This is a genomic window from Thermomonas sp., assembly GCF_023953935.1.
GTDB lineage: Bacteria > Pseudomonadota > Gammaproteobacteria > Xanthomonadales > Xanthomonadaceae > Thermomonas.
In genome coordinates this window covers 435,565-450,655 of sequence record NZ_JAMLIW010000001.1, presented here as the reverse complement: position 1 = coordinate 450,655, position 15,091 = coordinate 435,565, and the positions used below count along the sequence as shown (strand labels likewise).

The window sequence follows — 15,091 nt, the reverse complement described above, 5'->3', positions numbered from 1 at the left end:
GCCTTTTTGTTTGTGAGTTCGGGAGAACAACGCCTCAGCATGCACAAACCTCATCGCAGTTCCGGTACTTTTCACCAGCGTCAGTGACGTGAGCTGCCTCCACCCATGGCACCTACAATGGCCCCATGCGCTACCAGCAAGAACCCGCCTTCGTCTTGCACGCCCGTCGCTGGCGCGAGACCAGCCTGCTGGTCGAGGTGCTCAGCGCGACGCACGGCCGGGTCGGGCTGGTGGCACGGGGCGTGCAGGGCCCGAAGCGGCACGCGCTCCGTGCTGCCCTGCAGCCCTTGCAGTCGATCCGGTTCGATGCGGTACAAAAGGGCGAGTTGGCGCAGCTGACCACGGCCGAAGCGGTGGACGCGGCACCGCAGATGCCGGGTGAAGCGGCACTGGCTGGTTTCTACGTCAATGAGCTGTGCCTGCGGCTGGTCCCGCGGCAGGCCCCGCAGCCGGAGCTGCATTCCGCTTACGCCAGGGTGCGCAAGCGCCTGCATTCAGGCGAAATGCTGGCCTGGAGCCTGCGCCGCTTCGAGCGCGACCTGCTTGATGCGCTGGGGGTCGGCCCAGGGTATGCAACCGCCGGGAATGGCGAGCCGATCGACCCGGCGGCGCGCTACCGGATCGATCCCGAGTACGGTCCGCGGCGTCTGGACGGCGAGCGTTCCGGCGCCTGGCGCAGTGGTGCCACCGGGCTGGCACTGCTGGCCCTGGCCGCGGACACGCAGCCGCCTGCGGATGATGTGGCGAGCCTGCGGCTGCCGCTGCGGGCGGTGCTGCTGCACCACCTCGGCGGACGCGGGCTGAAGTCGTGGGATCTGCTGGCAGAGCTGGGCAGGCTCGAAACGCGCTGACTGTGGCTTTGAGCCGAATTCAGCGGTGCAATTCGCCCGCCGCTTCCGGCTGGTAGCGCACCGCCAGCACGTGCAGGCGCGCGCTGCGGCCACCCGGCATTGGCCAGTCGATGCTGTCGCCCACCCGCAGGCCGAGCAGGGCGCTGCCGACCGGGGCCAGGATCGAGACCTTCTCGCCGCTGCCGTCGGAATCGCGCGGGTAGACCAAGGTCAATTCGTACTGGTGCGCGTCCTGCTCGCCGTCGACCACCTTGACCAGGGCGGTGGTGTTCATGGTGATCAGATCGGCCGGCAGCGCGCCGGGTTCCGCCAGCTCGGCGCGCTCGAGCTCGTCGCGTAGCGCCGCGGTATTCAGACTGCGGTACTGCGGGCTGTCCAGCAGGGCTTCGATCCGCTCGACGTCGAGGCGGGACAGCAGCAAGGGTGGACGCTTGTTGGATGTGCTCATTGAAATTTGGCTCCTGCAAAGCAGCACGGGCGGCGCGGCTGGCGCGTCGCCCGCGGGAATGTCTTGTTCATGTGGAACATTAGCCACGAAACGCGCCGTCGGCAACCATCGCGGCGCTCTTTGTTCAAGCGGCCGTCAGCGGACAGGCGGACGCTCTGGGGGGAACAGGAAGCCGGCGACCACGCGGCGGCCTTCGCTGGCGAGGATGGCATAGGTCCGGGCGGCGGCGGCGTTGGCCATGACCTCGATTCCGATTCCGCGCTGCAGGCAGGCGGCCAGCACGGCGGCCGGTGGAAAGACCTGGGTGGCCCCGGTGCCAAGCAGGACCAGTTCCGGGGCGAGTGCCAGCAGCGCGTCCAGGTCGGACGCCTGCATCGACGTGGCGCCGTCCACCGACCAGTCTTCGATCAAGGTGTCCGGGGCAATGGCGAAGCTGGTGCTCAGCCAGCGCGCGTTGACCCGCGCACCCGTGGCACCCGCGCTGCGCAAGGCGTACTGGTAATCCGGACGTTCGAAGCTCAGTTGCATGGTATTGGACTTCGATCAGGCCCGCGGCAGCACGATGTGGCGTTTCTCGCTGGATTGCCGATAGAGCACTGCGGTATGGCCGATCCGCTGTACCAGTGCCGCACGGCTGCGTCCGACCAGGGCATCAATCAATGCGTCGCGCTGGTCGCGGTCTTCGGCGGCGACTTTCACCTTGATCAGCTCGTGGTGTTCGAGCGCACCATCGACCTCGGCCGCCAGCGCGTCGGTGATGCCCTTGGCCCCCACCTGCAAGATGGCCTTGAGACCATGCGCCTGGCCGCGCAGGAAGCGGATCTGGGCGTTGGTCAACTGGGTTGGCATGCGTCACGGCAGTGGATTCAGGAAGCGCAGGTTAACATGACCCCGTCTTCGTCCGCGTCGCCCGGCCATGGCCACCCGCAGCAAATCCAGCCAGCGCTGGCTCAAGGAGCATTTTTCCGACCCCTTCGTGAAAAAGGCGCAGGCCGAAGGCATGCGCTCGCGCGCCGTGTACAAGCTGGAGGAGCTGATCGAGCGCGACCGCCTGCTCAAGCCGGGCCTGGTGGTGGTCGATCTGGGCGCCGCGCCGGGCGGCTGGTCGCAGTGGGTCCGGCGTGAGCTGGACCGGCTGGATCCGAACCGACCCGGTCGGGTGATCGCCAGCGACATCCTCGCCATGCCGCCGCTGGCGGGGGTGGACTTCCTGCACGGGGATTTTCGCGAACAGGCGGTGCTTGACGGTCTGCTGGCGCTGCTGGACGGGCAGCCGGTGGACCTTGTGCTTTCCGACATGGCCCCCAATAAGAGTGGCATGGATGTCGTGGATCAGCCGCGTGCGATGCATCTGGCCGAGTTGGCGATGGAGTTTGCCGACGGCCAGCTGCGCGTGGGCGGCGATTTCCTCATCAAGCTGTTCCAGGGCACCGGCTTTGACGAATACGTGCGTGAACTGCGGCGTCGCTACGCCAAGGTGGCGATCCGCAAGCCGGCCGCCTCGCGCCAGCGCTCGCCCGAGGTGTACGCGCTGGCAACGGGTAAACTGACCAGGATGAAGTGACGCGCGCAGGCGCGCCGAATCGGGAAACGCATGAACGATCTCGTGAAAAACGTGCTGATGTGGCTGGTGGTCGCCGCCGTGCTGCTGATGGTGTTCCAGACCTTTTCGCCCAAGCTGGCGCCCAGCCGCGAGGTGGTCTACTCGGACTTCGTCGCCGACGTCGAGGCCGGCCAGATCAAGAAGGTCGATATCTCCAGCAACGAGCGCAGCATCACCTTCGAGCGCGACAACGGCGAAAAAGGCACCACCACCGCGCCGGTCCGTGACCGCGATCTGATCAATGACCTGATCGAACACAAGGTCGAGATCAACCAGGCGCCGCCGGAGTCGGGGTTCTCGATCTGGTCGCTGCTGTGGAACGTGCTGCCGCTGGCGCTGGTGGTCGGGTTCTGGTTCTACATGATGCGGCAGATGCAGCAGGGCGGCGGCAAGGGCGCGATGTCGTTCGGCCGTTCGCGTGCCAAGATGCTCAATGAAGACCAGACCAAGGTGACTTTCGCCGACGTCGCCGGCTGCGACGAGGCCAAGGAAGAGGTCGGAGAACTGGTCGAATTCCTGCGTGACCCGACCCGCTTCCAGAAGCTGGGCGGCAAGATTCCGCGCGGCGTGCTGATGGTCGGCCCGCCCGGCACCGGCAAGACCCTGCTGGCCAAGGCCATCGCCGGCGAGGCCAAGGTGCCGTTCTTCAGCATTTCCGGCTCGGATTTCGTCGAGATGTTCGTCGGCGTGGGTGCTTCGCGCGTGCGTGACATGTTCGAGCAGGGCAAGAAGCACGCGCCCTGCATCATCTTCATCGACGAAATCGATGCCGTCGGCCGCCACCGCGGCGCCGGCCTGGGCGGCGGCCACGACGAACGCGAGCAGACCCTGAACCAGCTGCTGGTCGAGATGGACGGCTTCGAGGGTGGCGAGGGCGTGATCGTGATAGCCGCCACCAACCGCCCCGACGTGCTCGACCCGGCGCTGCTGCGCCCGGGCCGCTTCGATCGCCAGGTGGTGGTCGGCTTGCCGGATGTGAAGGGCCGCGAGCAGATCCTGAAAGTCCACATGCGCAAACTGCCGCTGGCCGATGATGTCGAACCGATGACCATCGCGCGCGGCACGCCGGGCTTCTCCGGCGCGGATCTGGCCAACCTGTGCAACGAGGCGGCGCTGTTCGCCGCCCGCGAGAACGCGAAGGACGTCCACATGGACCACTTCGACAAGGCCCGCGACAAGATCATGATGGGCGCCGAGCGCCGCTCGATGGCGATGAGCGAGCAGGAAAAGACCCTGACCGCCTACCACGAAGCCGGCCACGCCATCGTCGGCCGCCTGGTGCCCGAGCACGACCCGGTCTACAAGGTGACGATCATTCCGCGCGGGCGTGCGCTGGGCGTCACCATGTACCTGCCGGAAGGCGACAAGTACAGCTACAACCGCACCGCGATCGAGTCCCAGCTGGCCTCGCTGTACGGTGGCCGGGTGGCCGAGGAGTTGATCTTCGGTGAAGACAAGGTGACGACCGGCGCGTCCAATGACATCGAGCGCGCCACCAAGATGGCCCGCAACATGGTCACCAAATGGGGCCTGTCCGAACTCGGCCCGATTACCTTCGGCGAGGATGAAGACGAGGTGTTCCTTGGCCGCAGCGTCACCCAGCACAAGAGCGTTTCCGACGAGACCGCGCGCAAGATCGACGAGGTGGTGCGCGGTATCCTCGACCGTGCCTATGCCCGCGCCACCCGGCTGTTGACCGAGAACCTCGACAAGCTGCACACGATGGCCAGGACCCTGCTGGAATACGAAACCATCGACGTGCCGCAGATCGACGCGATCATGGACGGACGCGAGGTGCCGCCGCCGGCGGGCTGGAACCGGACCAACGGCAAGCACGATGCGGCGCCGCCGGCAGCGCCGATCGGCGGGCCGGCAGCGCAGACTTGAAGCGCAGGGCTGAGGCGCAGGGCTGAAGCGTGCCGGTGGCCTGGTGAGCCGACAAGGCAGCCCAGGCAGCGCCGAAGGGCAGGGCAATTCCGGCTGCTGGCGGCGCTGTCGCCGATGTCTGTTGCGTCGTGGTTGCGTCCGTCTTGCGCTGCCGTCCGCCTTTCGTCGACACTGTTCCGGTAGCGCAACCGGATGCACCGCGTGGGCCGATCTGCAGGGTTGTTTGCCGAGCTCAAGCGCCGCAACGTGCCGCGCGCCGCCGTGCTCTACGTCGGTGCGATCTGGGCGCTGGCGCAGGGGATCGCGCAGCTGGCGCCGGTATTCGGATTCGGGGACTGGGTGACCCGCTGGTTCGTTGCGGCCGGGGCGATTGGCTTTCCATTCTGGGTCGCGTTCACCTGGTTCTATGAGTTCACCTCGGAGGGGCTCAAACGCGAGAGCGAACTGGATCCGGCCGATCCAGCGGCAGGCGCGCGCGGGCGCCGCCTCGACAAATGGATCATCGCGGTGCTGGTGGTGGCCGTGGTGCTGCTGGTGACCAACCAGTTCGTGCAGCGCCGCGATGCCACCAGTCGTGGGGCCGCAAGCAGCGGGGCCGCAGGTGCGGCTACGGCAGCACCGATACAGGTGTCGCCGCGCTCGATCGCGGTGCTGCCTTTCGACAACCTCAGCCGGGATGCCGACAACGCCTATTTCGCCCGCGGGATGCAGGACCTGATCCTGACCCGGCTCTCGGAGATCGGCGAACTCAAGGTCATTTCCCGAACCTCCACCATGAAGTACGGCAGCCGCCCGGAAAATCTCCGGCAAGTCGCCGCCGAACTGGGCGTGGCGACGGTGCTCGAGGGCAGCGTGCAGAAATCCGGCAACGACGTGCTGATCAACGTCCAATTGATCGATGCCAAGACCGATACCCACATCTGGGGCGAGAGCTACCAGCGCACGCTGGACAATATTTTCGGCATGGAAGGCGAGGTGGCGCAGAAGGTGGCGGATGCGCTGCGGGCGCGATTGTCACCAGCGGAGTCCGAACGCATCGCGGCGATTCCGACCCACGATCGGGAGGCCTATGACCTGTTCCTGCGCGCCGAATTCCTGCTCGATCGCGGCGTCATCAACTTCGACAAGGACAGCCTCGGACAAGCCGTTGCGCTGTACGGGCAGGCGGTGGCCAGGGATCCGGAATTTGCGCTCGCGTTTGCGCGCAAGTCCTACGCCGAGAACATGCTGGGGAGGATCGGCGGCGAGGCCGCGACTGAAGCGCTGTACGCGCAGGGGCACCAGGACGCCGAGCGAGCCTTGGTCTTGGCACCGCGACTGCCGATGACGCAGGTGGCCCTGGGCTACAGCGCGTATTTCGGGCGCAATGATCCGGTTGCCGCGACCGCGGCGTTCAAGCTTGTGCTGGACTTGCAGCCGAACGACCTGCAGGCGCTGGAGGCGCTGGCGCTGATTGAGCGTCGGAGTGGCCGGATCGAGGTGGCGCTGGATCGGCTGCGGCAGGCGCTGGCACTCGATCCTCGCAACGTCATTTTGATCAGCACCCTGAGCGAAACCCTGATGATGGTGTCGGATTACGAAGGGGCGCAAACCTGGTCCAGGCGCGCGCGGATGATCGATCCCGACAACGCCGATGCCATGGCCCGAGAGGCGATGGCGGGGGTCCTGATGAACGGCGATGCCCAGGCCGCACTGGCGAGGCTGGAGGGCGAGGCGCCGCTGGTGCGGGCAATGCGGGTCTATCTGCTGTACCTGCTGCATCGAAACGACGAAGCGCTGGCAGAGCTGCGCTCCCTCCCGAGCGGTGGTTTCGACCTGTACTTCAATAGAAGCTTGTTGCTGGCCCGGCTGCTGCAATTGCATGGCGATGCGGCGGGAGCCCGTGCCGGCTACCTGCAAGCCCTGTCCGAAGCCATGCCGAAAACCCGCGTCGCTTCGCCGGTCCAGTCGGCCTGGGCGTGGAGCAACGTGGGCGGCGCGCAGATCGGGCTGGGGCGCTTCCGGGAAGGACAGGACGCCATCAACCGTTCGCTGGCGCTGGTCGATCCCGCGCATGACCACGTCGATGGGCCGCGGCTCCTGTACGCCAACGCCGGGCATTTTGCCGCCGCAGGCCGCGCGGATCTCGCGGTGCCGCTGCTGGCACGGGCGCTGGCGGCCGCCGGTGTCGGGCTGACGACTTCGCCGCGCATGCTCTGGCTGGATCCGGCCTGGGACCCGATTCGCGACAGCCCGGGATTCCGGCAATTGCTCGGCAAATATTCGCGCTGGGCACCGCAGGCGGTGCCTGTCAGTGGATCAGGGATGCCAGGCTGATTGCCGTGCCGGATCACGCCAGTGGTTTTGCCGGCATTGACTGGTGCGCTGCTGCATCGAGGTTCGAACCAACTGCGCTTGCAATGCGCCGTGCCGCCGAGCGGCATTCCGGGCGAGAATCGGCTGATCATTGCCCGTCCACCGCCCAGTGAGCCCCATGTTCGATACCACTCCCCAACTCGACTGCAACGGCCGCATCCTGAAACTCGATGTGCCGAAGGTGATGGGCATCGTCAACGTGACGCCGGATTCGTTCGCGGATGGCGGTGAGCACTGCAGCACGGACGCGGCGATCGCGCATGGGTTGAAACTCGCGGAAGAAGGCGCGGGCATCCTCGACATCGGCGGCGCATCCACGCGGCCCGGTGCTGACGATGTTCCGGTGGCCGAGGAACTGCATCGCGTCATCCCGGTGATCGCGGCGCTGGCGCAGCGGACTTCGATCCCGATCAGCATCGACACCAGCCAGCCCGAGGTGATGCGCGCCGCGGTTGCCGCCGGCGCGGGCATGATCAACGACGTGTTCGCGCTGCGCCGCGAGGGTGCGCTGGAGACCGCCGCGGAACTGCGGGTGCCGGTGGTGTTGATGCACATGCTGGGGGAGCCGCGGACGATGCAGGATGCGCCGCGCTACGACGACGTGGTGGGCGAAGTGCATCGCTTCCTGGCCGAGCGCATTTTCGTCGCCGAAATGGCCGGAATTGACCGCAAGCGCATCGTGGTCGATCCCGGTTTCGGTTTCGGCAAGACCACCGCGCACAACCTGCAGCTGCTGGCCGGGTTGCGGCGCTTCACCGACCTGGGCACTCCGCTGCTGGCGGGGCTGTCGCGCAAGCGCAGCATCGGGGAGTTGACCGGGCGCAAGATGCCTGCCGAGCGTGCGGTCGGATCGGCGGCGGCGCACCTGATCGCCGCGCAGAACGGGGCGATGTTGCTGCGCGCCCATGACGTGGCCGCAACCGTGGATGTGCTCAAGGTCTGGAATGCGGTGGCGGCGGTCCCGGTTCCGCGCAAGGATGCGGGTCCGCCCGCGATCGTCTGGCCGGAGTGAGCTTGGCCGAGGCAAGGCGCGCACGGCTGCTAAAGTGCGCCGATTCGACCGGAGCCACGCCATGACCGCAAGCACCCCGCTGCTGATCACCTTCGGCATCTATCTGCTGGCGATGGTCGGCATTGGCTTCGCCGCATGGCGTTCCACCCGCAATCTCGACGACTACATCCTTGGCGGCCGTTCGCTGGGCGGCTATGTGACGGCGATGTCGGCGGGGGCCTCGGACATGAGCGGTTGGCTGCTGCTGGGCCTGCCCGGTGCGCTCTACCTGACCGGGGTGTCGGAGGCATGGATCGCAATCGGGCTGGTTGCCGGCGCATGGCTGAACTGGCGCTTCGTCGCCGGCCCGCTGCGGGTCTACACCGAGCGGACCGATGATGCGCTGACCCTGCCGGACTACTTCACCACGCGGTTTGCCGCCGACGGGCGGCTGCTGCGGGTGGTGTCGGCGCTGGTGATCCTGGTGTTCTTCGCGGTCTACTGTGCCAGCGGCATCGTCGCCGGCGCGCGCCTGTTCGAGAGCGTGTTCGGGTTGCCCTATGCGCAGGCGCTGTGGTGGGGCGCGGCGGCCACCATCCTGTATACCTTGATCGGTGGCTTCCTGGCGGTGAGCTGGACCGATACCGTGCAGGCCACCTTGATGCTGTTCGCGCTGCTGGTGACGCCGGTCATCGTGATCCTCAGCGTGGGCGGGCCGGCGGAAGCGGTGCGCGGGATCGAATTGGTCGACCCGGCGCGGCTGCACTGGGTCGGCGGTGGTGGCCTGGTCGGGGTCATTTCGGTGCTGGCCTGGGGGCTGGGCTATTTCGGCCAGCCGCACATCCTGGCCCGCTTCATGGCCGCCGATTCGCTGGGCGTCATCCCGCAGGCGCGGCGGATCGGGATGAGCTGGATGGTGCTGTGCCTGTTTGGCGCGATTGCCGTGGGCCTGGCCGGGATTCCCTGGGCCGCGGCGCACCCGGAGCAGGCGGCACCGCTGCTGGTCAACCCGGAACGGGTGTTCATCGTGCTCACCGGAGCGCTGTTCAATCCGTGGATCGCCGGCGTGCTGCTTTCGGCAATCCTCGCCGCGATCATGAGTACCTTGAGCTGCCAGCTGCTGGTGTGCTCGAGCGCGCTGACCGAAGATCTCTACCACGGGTTCATTCGCAAGCATGCAGGTGAAAAAGAGCTGGTCTGGGTGGGGCGGCTGATGGTGCTGGCAATCGCGCTGCTGGCGATCTTCCTTGCCCGCGATCCCGACAGCCGCGTGCTCGGCCTGGTCAGCTACGCCTGGGCCGGCTTTGGCGCTGCGTTCGGCCCGGTGGTGCTGTTCTCGTTGTTCTGGGGCCGGATGACCCGCACCGGCGCGCTGGCCGGGATGGTTGTTGGCGCCGTCACCGTGATCGCCTGGAAGCTGGTGGCGGTCGAGATCTACCACAGCGGGTGGTACGAAATGATTCCGGGTTTTGCCGCTGCCTGCGCGGCGATCGTCCTGGTCAGCCTGCTGTCGCCGGCGCCCTCGCGTGAGGTGCAGGTGCGGCACATGCAGGTGCAGGCCTGCCTGCGCGAAAGCGGTTATTGAAGATGGCACGGGTGTTGCCGCGAGGGACGGGCGCGTGACCGCCGCGCGCGAACGCCTGCGCGCCATTGCGCTGATGGGCCCGACCGCGTCGGGCAAAAGCGCCTGCGCGCTGGAGCTGGCGCAGCGGCTTGGCGGCGAGATCGTCAGCGTCGATTCGGCGCTGGTGTACCGGCGGCTCGACATCGGTGCGGCCAAGCCGACGCTGGAGGAACGCGCGCGGGTGCCGCATCACATGCTTGACCTGCGCGAGCCGTGGCAGGTCTATTCCGCAGCGGAATTCGCCATCGACGCGCGCCAGACCATCGAAGCGATTGCCGAGCGCGGGAAACGACCGATCCTTGCCGGCGGCACCGGGCTGTATTTCCGCGCCCTGCTGGAGGGGCTGTCGGCGATGCCTTCGGCCGATCCGGCGCTGCGCGCGCAACTCGCCGACGAAGCAGCACGCGTGGGTTGGGCGGCGCTGCATGCGCAGCTGGCGCAGGTCGATCCGGAGGCGGCAGCGCGCATCCACGCCACCGATACCCAGCGCATCCAGCGCGCGCTGGAAGTGCATCGACTGAGCGGCAAATCGATCAGCGATTGGCAGCGCGAAGCGCGTACCGGTGAACCTTGGTTGGATGTGCTGACGCTGGCCCTGGCACCGCCGCAGCGCAGTGCGCTGCATGCGCGGATCGAGGCGCGCTTCGATGCCATGCTGGACGCGGGCTTCCTCGATGAAGTCCGGGCCCTGCGCGCATTGCCGGAATTGCTCGCGCACCCTGCGCCGCTGGATTTGCCGGCGCTGCGGGCAGTCGGCTATCGACAGGCGTGGGAATATCTGGATGCCATCGAAAGCCCCTCTCCCCCCGGGAGAGGGGTTGGGGTGAGGGTAGGGGGCGGGGTGAGGGTAGGGATTGGCGATGCGCTCCCGTCCGCAATGCCACACGCCGCCGATGCCCAAGCGACGCAGGAACAGCAGTTCCGCATGCGCGCAATTGCGGCGACCCGTCAACTGGCGAAGCGGCAATACACCTGGCTGCGCGGGCTGGCGAACGTGCGCTGGTTCGATCCTGCCAGCCAGTGCGGGCAGATCGATGCGGCAGTCGATGGATTTCTGTCCGATCACAAGCCGGCGGCCATGCGCTAACATCCCGGTTCCGCCGTCGCCCGCAGGGGTGGTGATGGTCGGAGTGCCCACACCTCGTCTCCAACAAGAAGAACACAGCGATGCACGCCAGCAACGGGGAACCCAAGCCCAAACCGCAATCCTTGCAGGATCCGTTTCTGAACGCGCTGCGCCGCGAGCGCGTGCCGGTATCGATTTTCCTGGTCAACGGCATCAAGCTGCAGGGCACGATCGAGTCGTTCGACCAATTCGTGGTCCTGCTGCGCAGCACGGTCAGCCAGATGATCTACAAGCACGCGATCTCGACCGTGGTACCGGCGCGCAACGTGCGCATTGCCGGCATGCCGCAGGACAACGCCGAGTTTGGCGAGGACGCGGCGGGCGGATGAGTCCGAGGGCTTGTATCGCGGGCTTGCAAATGGCCCGGTCCGCCCGCATCTGGTTTACCGATGCCGACCCAATTGTTCGAACGCTCGCGCGGCGGTGAAAACGCGCTGCTGATCCAGCCGCATGCCGGTGGCCCGGCCGCGCCCGACGTGCTGGAGGAATTTGCCGAACTGGCGCGCTCTGCCGGCGCACGCGTGGTCGCCTCGGTGCCGGCGCGGATCGATCGGCCCACTCCCTCGATCCTGATCGGCACCGGCAAGCTCGATGAAGTCAAGGCGGTTTGCGAAGCCAGCGGCGCGGATCTGGTGCTGGTCAACCACGCGCTCACCCCGCTGCAGGAACGCAATCTGGAGAAGGCGCTGGAGCGGCGGGTGGTCGATCGCACCGGGCTGATCCTCGACATCTTCGCCCAGCGCGCGCGCAGCCACGAGGGCAAGTTGCAGGTCGAGCTGGCGCAGCTGCGCCACATGGCGACGCGGCTGGTGCGCGGCTGGACCCACCTGGAACGCCAGCGCGGCGGTTCGATCGGTCTGCGCGGCCCCGGCGAGACCCAGCTCGAAACCGACCGCCGGCTGCTGCAAAAGCGCGTCGAGATCCTGCAGAAGCGTCTGGAGAAAGTCGAAGTCCAGCGCACCCAGATGCGCCGCGCTCGGGTGCGCAGCGAACTGCCGCGGCTGGCGCTGGTGGGCTACACCAATGCCGGCAAGTCGACCCTGTTCAATGCGCTCAGCGGCGCCGAGGCCTATACCGCCGATCAATTGTTCGCCACCCTCGATCCGACCGTGCGCCGGATCGACCTGGCCTGCGGCAGCCTGACGCTGGCGGATACCGTGGGCTTCGTCCGCGATCTTCCGCACGAGCTGGTCGCCGCGTTCCGCTCCACCCTGGGCGAAGCGCGCGAGGCCGATTTGCTGCTGCACGTGGTCGATGCCGACGACCCACTTCGCGATCAGCGCATGGCGCAGGTGGATGCGGTGCTGCACGAGATCGGCGCCGGCGACCTCCCGCAGCTGCTGGTGTTCAACAAGATCGACCGGATCGAAGGCGCGCTGCCGCGCATCGACCCGCGCGAGGACCAGCCGGCCGCGGTCTGGCTCTCCGCGCGCGATCGGCGCGGGCTGGACTTGCTGGGCGAGGCCATCGGCGCGCGCTTGGGGCTGCGACGCATCGTCACCGAACTGGTGCTGCCGGGCGCGGCCGGGCGCCTGCGCGCGCGCCTGCACGCGCTGGGCGCGGTGCGTGCCGAAGCGCACGCCGAGGACGGTTGGCACCTGCAGCTTGACCTCGCCGCCGCCGATGCCGCCCGGCTGGCGGCGCTGCCGGAGGGCGCGCCGCTGCGCGGGCTGCTGGCGGACGAGGATTCCATGCTTCCCGTAGAATTGCCGACATGACCACGCAAAGCAGCGGCCCGCGCGGGCCATGGAAGGCCTGGATGGCCTGGAATCGTCCCGGAAACACCGGCGGCGCGGGCGCTGGCGGCTTGTTGGGCCGGCTCGGCGGACGTCTGCCCGACCTCGGCGGCTTCAGCCCGCTGCACTGGGCGGCGCTTGCCGTGGCGCTGTGGCTGGTGTTTTCCAGCGTGGTCCTGATCACCGAACAACAGCGCGGCGTGGTGCTGCGCTTCGGCCAGCTGTCGCGGGTGATGCAGCCGGGCCTGAACTTCAAGCTGCCGTGGCCGGTCGAGCACGTCATCAAGATCAACGCCACCGAGATCAAGAACTATTCCGACCGGGTGCCGGTGCTGACCCGCGACGAGAACATCGTCGAGGTTGCGGTGAACGTGCAGTACAAGGTGTCTGACCCGGTGCTGTACCGGTTCGGCACCCGTGATGGCGACGAAGTGCTCAAGCAGGCCACGCTGAGCACGGTGCGCGAGCAGGTGGGGCGTTCCGATCTGGACACCGTGCTGGGCGCGCGCGAGCAACTGGCCGTGGTCGCCCGCCAGCAGTTGCAGAAGTCGCTGGATTCCTACCGCACCGGCCTGGTCGTCACCGAGCTCAACCTGCCCGACGCCCGCCCGCCGCAGCAGGTCAAGCCGGCGTTCGACGACGTCAACAGCGCCCAGCAGGACAAGGAGCGGCTGATTTCCGAAGCCCGCGCCTACGCCGCCAAGGTGGTGCCGGAGGCGCGCGGCCAGGCGGCGCGGGTGCGCACCGTGGCCGAAGGCTACAAGATCGCCAAGATCGCGCGCGCCACCGGTGACGCAGAACGCTTCAGCCTGCTGGTGGCGCAGTATCAGGGCGCGCCGGAGGTGACCCGCAAGCGCCTGTGGCTGGAAACATTGCAGGAAGTGCTGGCGCAGAATCCGACGATCGTGGGTGGCGATGGTCGCCAGCTGATCTATGTGCCGATGCAGGGCAATGCGGGAACTGCTGCCACGGCGACCCCGCCGCTGTTGCCGGAACTGGTCTCGCCGCAGGTCCAGGTGGCGCCTTCCCAGGACAATCCGGCGCGGCCCGGGCGCAGCGGCCGGCCGGCCTCGGCCCGTGAGGAGGTGGTGCGATGAAACTGCAGATGGGCTTGGGCGCGCTGCTGGTGGCCGTGGTGCTGATGTTCGGCTCGGTGTTCGTGGTCAGCGAAGGGCACACCGCCATCGTGCTGCACCTGGGCAGGATCTCGCGGGTGAATTTGCAGCCGGGCCTGCACTTCAAGTGGCCGCTGGTGGAAACCGCACGGATCTTCGACACCCGCCTGCAGGTGTTGCCGGCCGAACCCGAGCGCTACCTGACCTCCGAGCGCAAGGACGTCAGCGTGGATTTCTTCGCGGTTGGCCAGATCGAGGACGCGCGCGCGTTCTATCGCGCCACCGGCGGCGACGAGGGCGCGGCGGTGGATCGCCTCGCCCCGATCATCAAGGACGCGCTGCGCAACGAAATCAACTCGCGCACCCTGCAGCAGGCGGTCTCGGGAGACCGGACCGCCATCGTCCGCAGCCAGCTCGATACGATCAACCGAGGTGCGGCGACGCTGGGTGTGCGCATTACCGACCTGCGCATCAAGCAGATCGACTTGCCCACCGACAGCCGCGTCATCGACGACGTCTACAACCGCATGCGCGCGCAGCGCCAGCAGGTGGCCAGCCGCCTGCGTGCGGAAGGCGAGGAGCAGGCCAACGAAGTGCGCGCCCGCGCCGACAGCGACCGCCAGGTGATCCTTGCCGAAGCCGAGCGAGATGCCCAGAAGCTGCGCGGCGAAGGCGACGCCGAAGCGACCCGCCTGTACGCCGAGGCCGCCAACCGCGACCCGGCCTTCTACGCCTTCCAGCGCAGTCTTGAAGCCTACCGTGCCGCCTTCGACGGCAAGCACTCCAGCGTGATCGTGCTCGACCGCAATGATCCGTTCTTGCAGTACATGAAAGCGGATCGTTGATTGGACAGGCGGGTTGGCGCGCCATGAGCCCCCTGGATTTCCGGTGCGACCGACGGCTGTGACCGTCCGCCCGGAATGCGCCCATGCAAGCGTGGATCCGTGACGATGCGTGATCTTTGGACTGCCCTGTGTCTGGTGGCCGTGCTGGAGGGCCTGTTTCTGTTTGTCGCTCCGGGCGCGTGGAAGCGTGCGGTCGAGAACCTGCTGGGCCTTCCCGATGCGCAGGTCCGACGATTTGGTGCGGTGATCCTTGCGTTGGGATTGGTTTCGCTGTGGTTGCTGCGCGCTGCCTGAACGTGCGGTCGGGCGGGGTCTGGCCGTTTCAGGTAATATTTCCGAAAGCCGGGGCCCGCCTCGGCTTTTTCCGTGTCTGGCGCTGCATCGTCGCTGGCCGCCCCGATGGCGGTTTGCGCAAGACGATGGGGCAACAGACGCACCCTTTCCAGCGGTCCCGATGACCGCCAGAAAACAGGAGTTGCGGTCATGGGTCAGTCAGTCGTGGTGTTGGGC

At 67.4% G+C, this 15,091-nt stretch carries 15 protein-coding genes; 12 read left to right on the top strand and 3 right to left on the bottom strand.

Annotated features, from left to right (window positions below):
* Nucleotides 1-125: 125 nt before the first annotated feature.
* Nucleotides 126-851, top strand: a complete 726-nt coding sequence (gene recO / locus M9902_RS02020) for a DNA repair protein RecO (protein ID WP_297220828.1) — start codon at nt 126-128, stop codon at nt 849-851.
* A gap of 19 nt (nt 852-870) precedes the next feature.
* Here recO and rnk read toward each other — a convergent pair whose 3' ends face one another.
* The 3 genes from rnk to yhbY form a co-directional block, all read right to left on the bottom strand.
* A complete protein-coding gene (gene rnk, locus M9902_RS02015; RefSeq protein ID WP_297220826.1) occupies nt 871-1,299 on the bottom strand; it encodes a nucleoside diphosphate kinase regulator in 429 nt (142 codons plus the stop codon).
* Between the two features lie 135 nt (nt 1,300-1,434).
* Nucleotides 1,435-1,827, bottom strand: coding sequence for an Mth938-like domain-containing protein (locus M9902_RS02010; protein WP_297220824.1), 393 nt, complete (start codon nt 1,825-1,827; stop codon nt 1,435-1,437).
* A 15-nt stretch (nt 1,828-1,842) separates the two neighbouring features.
* On the bottom strand, nt 1,843-2,148 hold the full coding sequence (gene yhbY, locus M9902_RS02005; RefSeq protein WP_297220822.1) for a ribosome assembly RNA-binding protein YhbY: 306 nt from the start codon (nt 2,146-2,148) through the stop codon (nt 1,843-1,845).
* A 67-nt stretch (nt 2,149-2,215) separates the two neighbouring features.
* Here yhbY and rlmE point away from each other — a divergent pair, with 67 nt between their 5' ends.
* The 11 genes from rlmE (at nt 2,216) to M9902_RS01950 (ending at nt 14,875) form a co-directional block, all read left to right on the top strand.
* Entirely contained in the window at nt 2,216-2,863 is a 648-nt protein-coding gene (rlmE, locus tag M9902_RS02000) for a 23S rRNA (uridine(2552)-2'-O)-methyltransferase RlmE (protein WP_297171053.1), read from the top strand.
* 30 nt (nt 2,864-2,893) lie between these two features.
* On the top strand, nt 2,894-4,789 hold the full coding sequence (gene ftsH / locus M9902_RS01995) for an ATP-dependent zinc metalloprotease FtsH (RefSeq protein ID WP_297171049.1): 1,896 nt from the start codon (nt 2,894-2,896) through the stop codon (nt 4,787-4,789).
* A 201-nt stretch (nt 4,790-4,990) separates the two neighbouring features.
* Complete coding sequence (locus M9902_RS01990; RefSeq protein WP_297220819.1) at nt 4,991-7,105, top strand: hypothetical protein; 2,115 nt, start codon at nt 4,991-4,993, stop codon at nt 7,103-7,105.
* Nucleotides 7,106-7,262: 157 nt separating this feature from the next.
* Nucleotides 7,263-8,156, top strand: a complete 894-nt coding sequence (folP, locus tag M9902_RS01985; protein ID WP_297220817.1) for a dihydropteroate synthase — start codon at nt 7,263-7,265, stop codon at nt 8,154-8,156.
* A gap of 61 nt (nt 8,157-8,217) precedes the next feature.
* On the top strand, nt 8,218-9,720 hold the full coding sequence (gene putP / locus M9902_RS01980) for a sodium/proline symporter PutP (RefSeq protein ID WP_297220814.1): 1,503 nt from the start codon (nt 8,218-8,220) through the stop codon (nt 9,718-9,720).
* Nucleotides 9,721-9,793: 73 nt separating this feature from the next.
* Nucleotides 9,794-10,846 (top strand): tRNA (adenosine(37)-N6)-dimethylallyltransferase MiaA, encoded by a 1,053-nt coding sequence (gene miaA, locus M9902_RS01975; protein WP_297221013.1) that lies wholly within the window; start codon nt 9,794-9,796, stop codon nt 10,844-10,846.
* Nucleotides 10,847-10,926: 80 nt separating this feature from the next.
* Nucleotides 10,927-11,214 (top strand): RNA chaperone Hfq, encoded by a 288-nt coding sequence (hfq, locus tag M9902_RS01970; protein WP_297173504.1) that lies wholly within the window; start codon nt 10,927-10,929, stop codon nt 11,212-11,214.
* Nucleotides 11,215-11,286: 72 nt separating this feature from the next.
* Nucleotides 11,287-12,603, top strand: a complete 1,317-nt coding sequence (gene hflX, locus M9902_RS01965; RefSeq protein ID WP_297221011.1) for a ribosome rescue GTPase HflX — start codon at nt 11,287-11,289, stop codon at nt 12,601-12,603.
* Between the two features lie 41 nt (nt 12,604-12,644).
* Entirely contained in the window at nt 12,645-13,718 is a 1,074-nt protein-coding gene (hflK, locus tag M9902_RS01960; protein ID WP_297221009.1) for an FtsH protease activity modulator HflK, read from the top strand.
* Nucleotides 13,715-14,581 carry a protease modulator HflC gene (gene hflC / locus M9902_RS01955; protein ID WP_297173501.1) on the top strand — a complete coding sequence of 289 codons (867 nt, stop codon included), beginning with the start codon at nt 13,715-13,717 and terminating at the stop codon, nt 14,579-14,581. The genes hflK and hflC overlap by 4 nt, the downstream gene beginning before the upstream one ends.
* Nucleotides 14,582-14,686: 105 nt before the next feature.
* Nucleotides 14,687-14,875: a DUF2065 family protein gene (locus M9902_RS01950; RefSeq protein WP_297173499.1), complete on the top strand. Its 189-nt coding sequence runs from the start codon at nt 14,687-14,689 to the stop codon at nt 14,873-14,875.
* Nucleotides 14,876-15,091 lie beyond the last annotated feature (216 nt).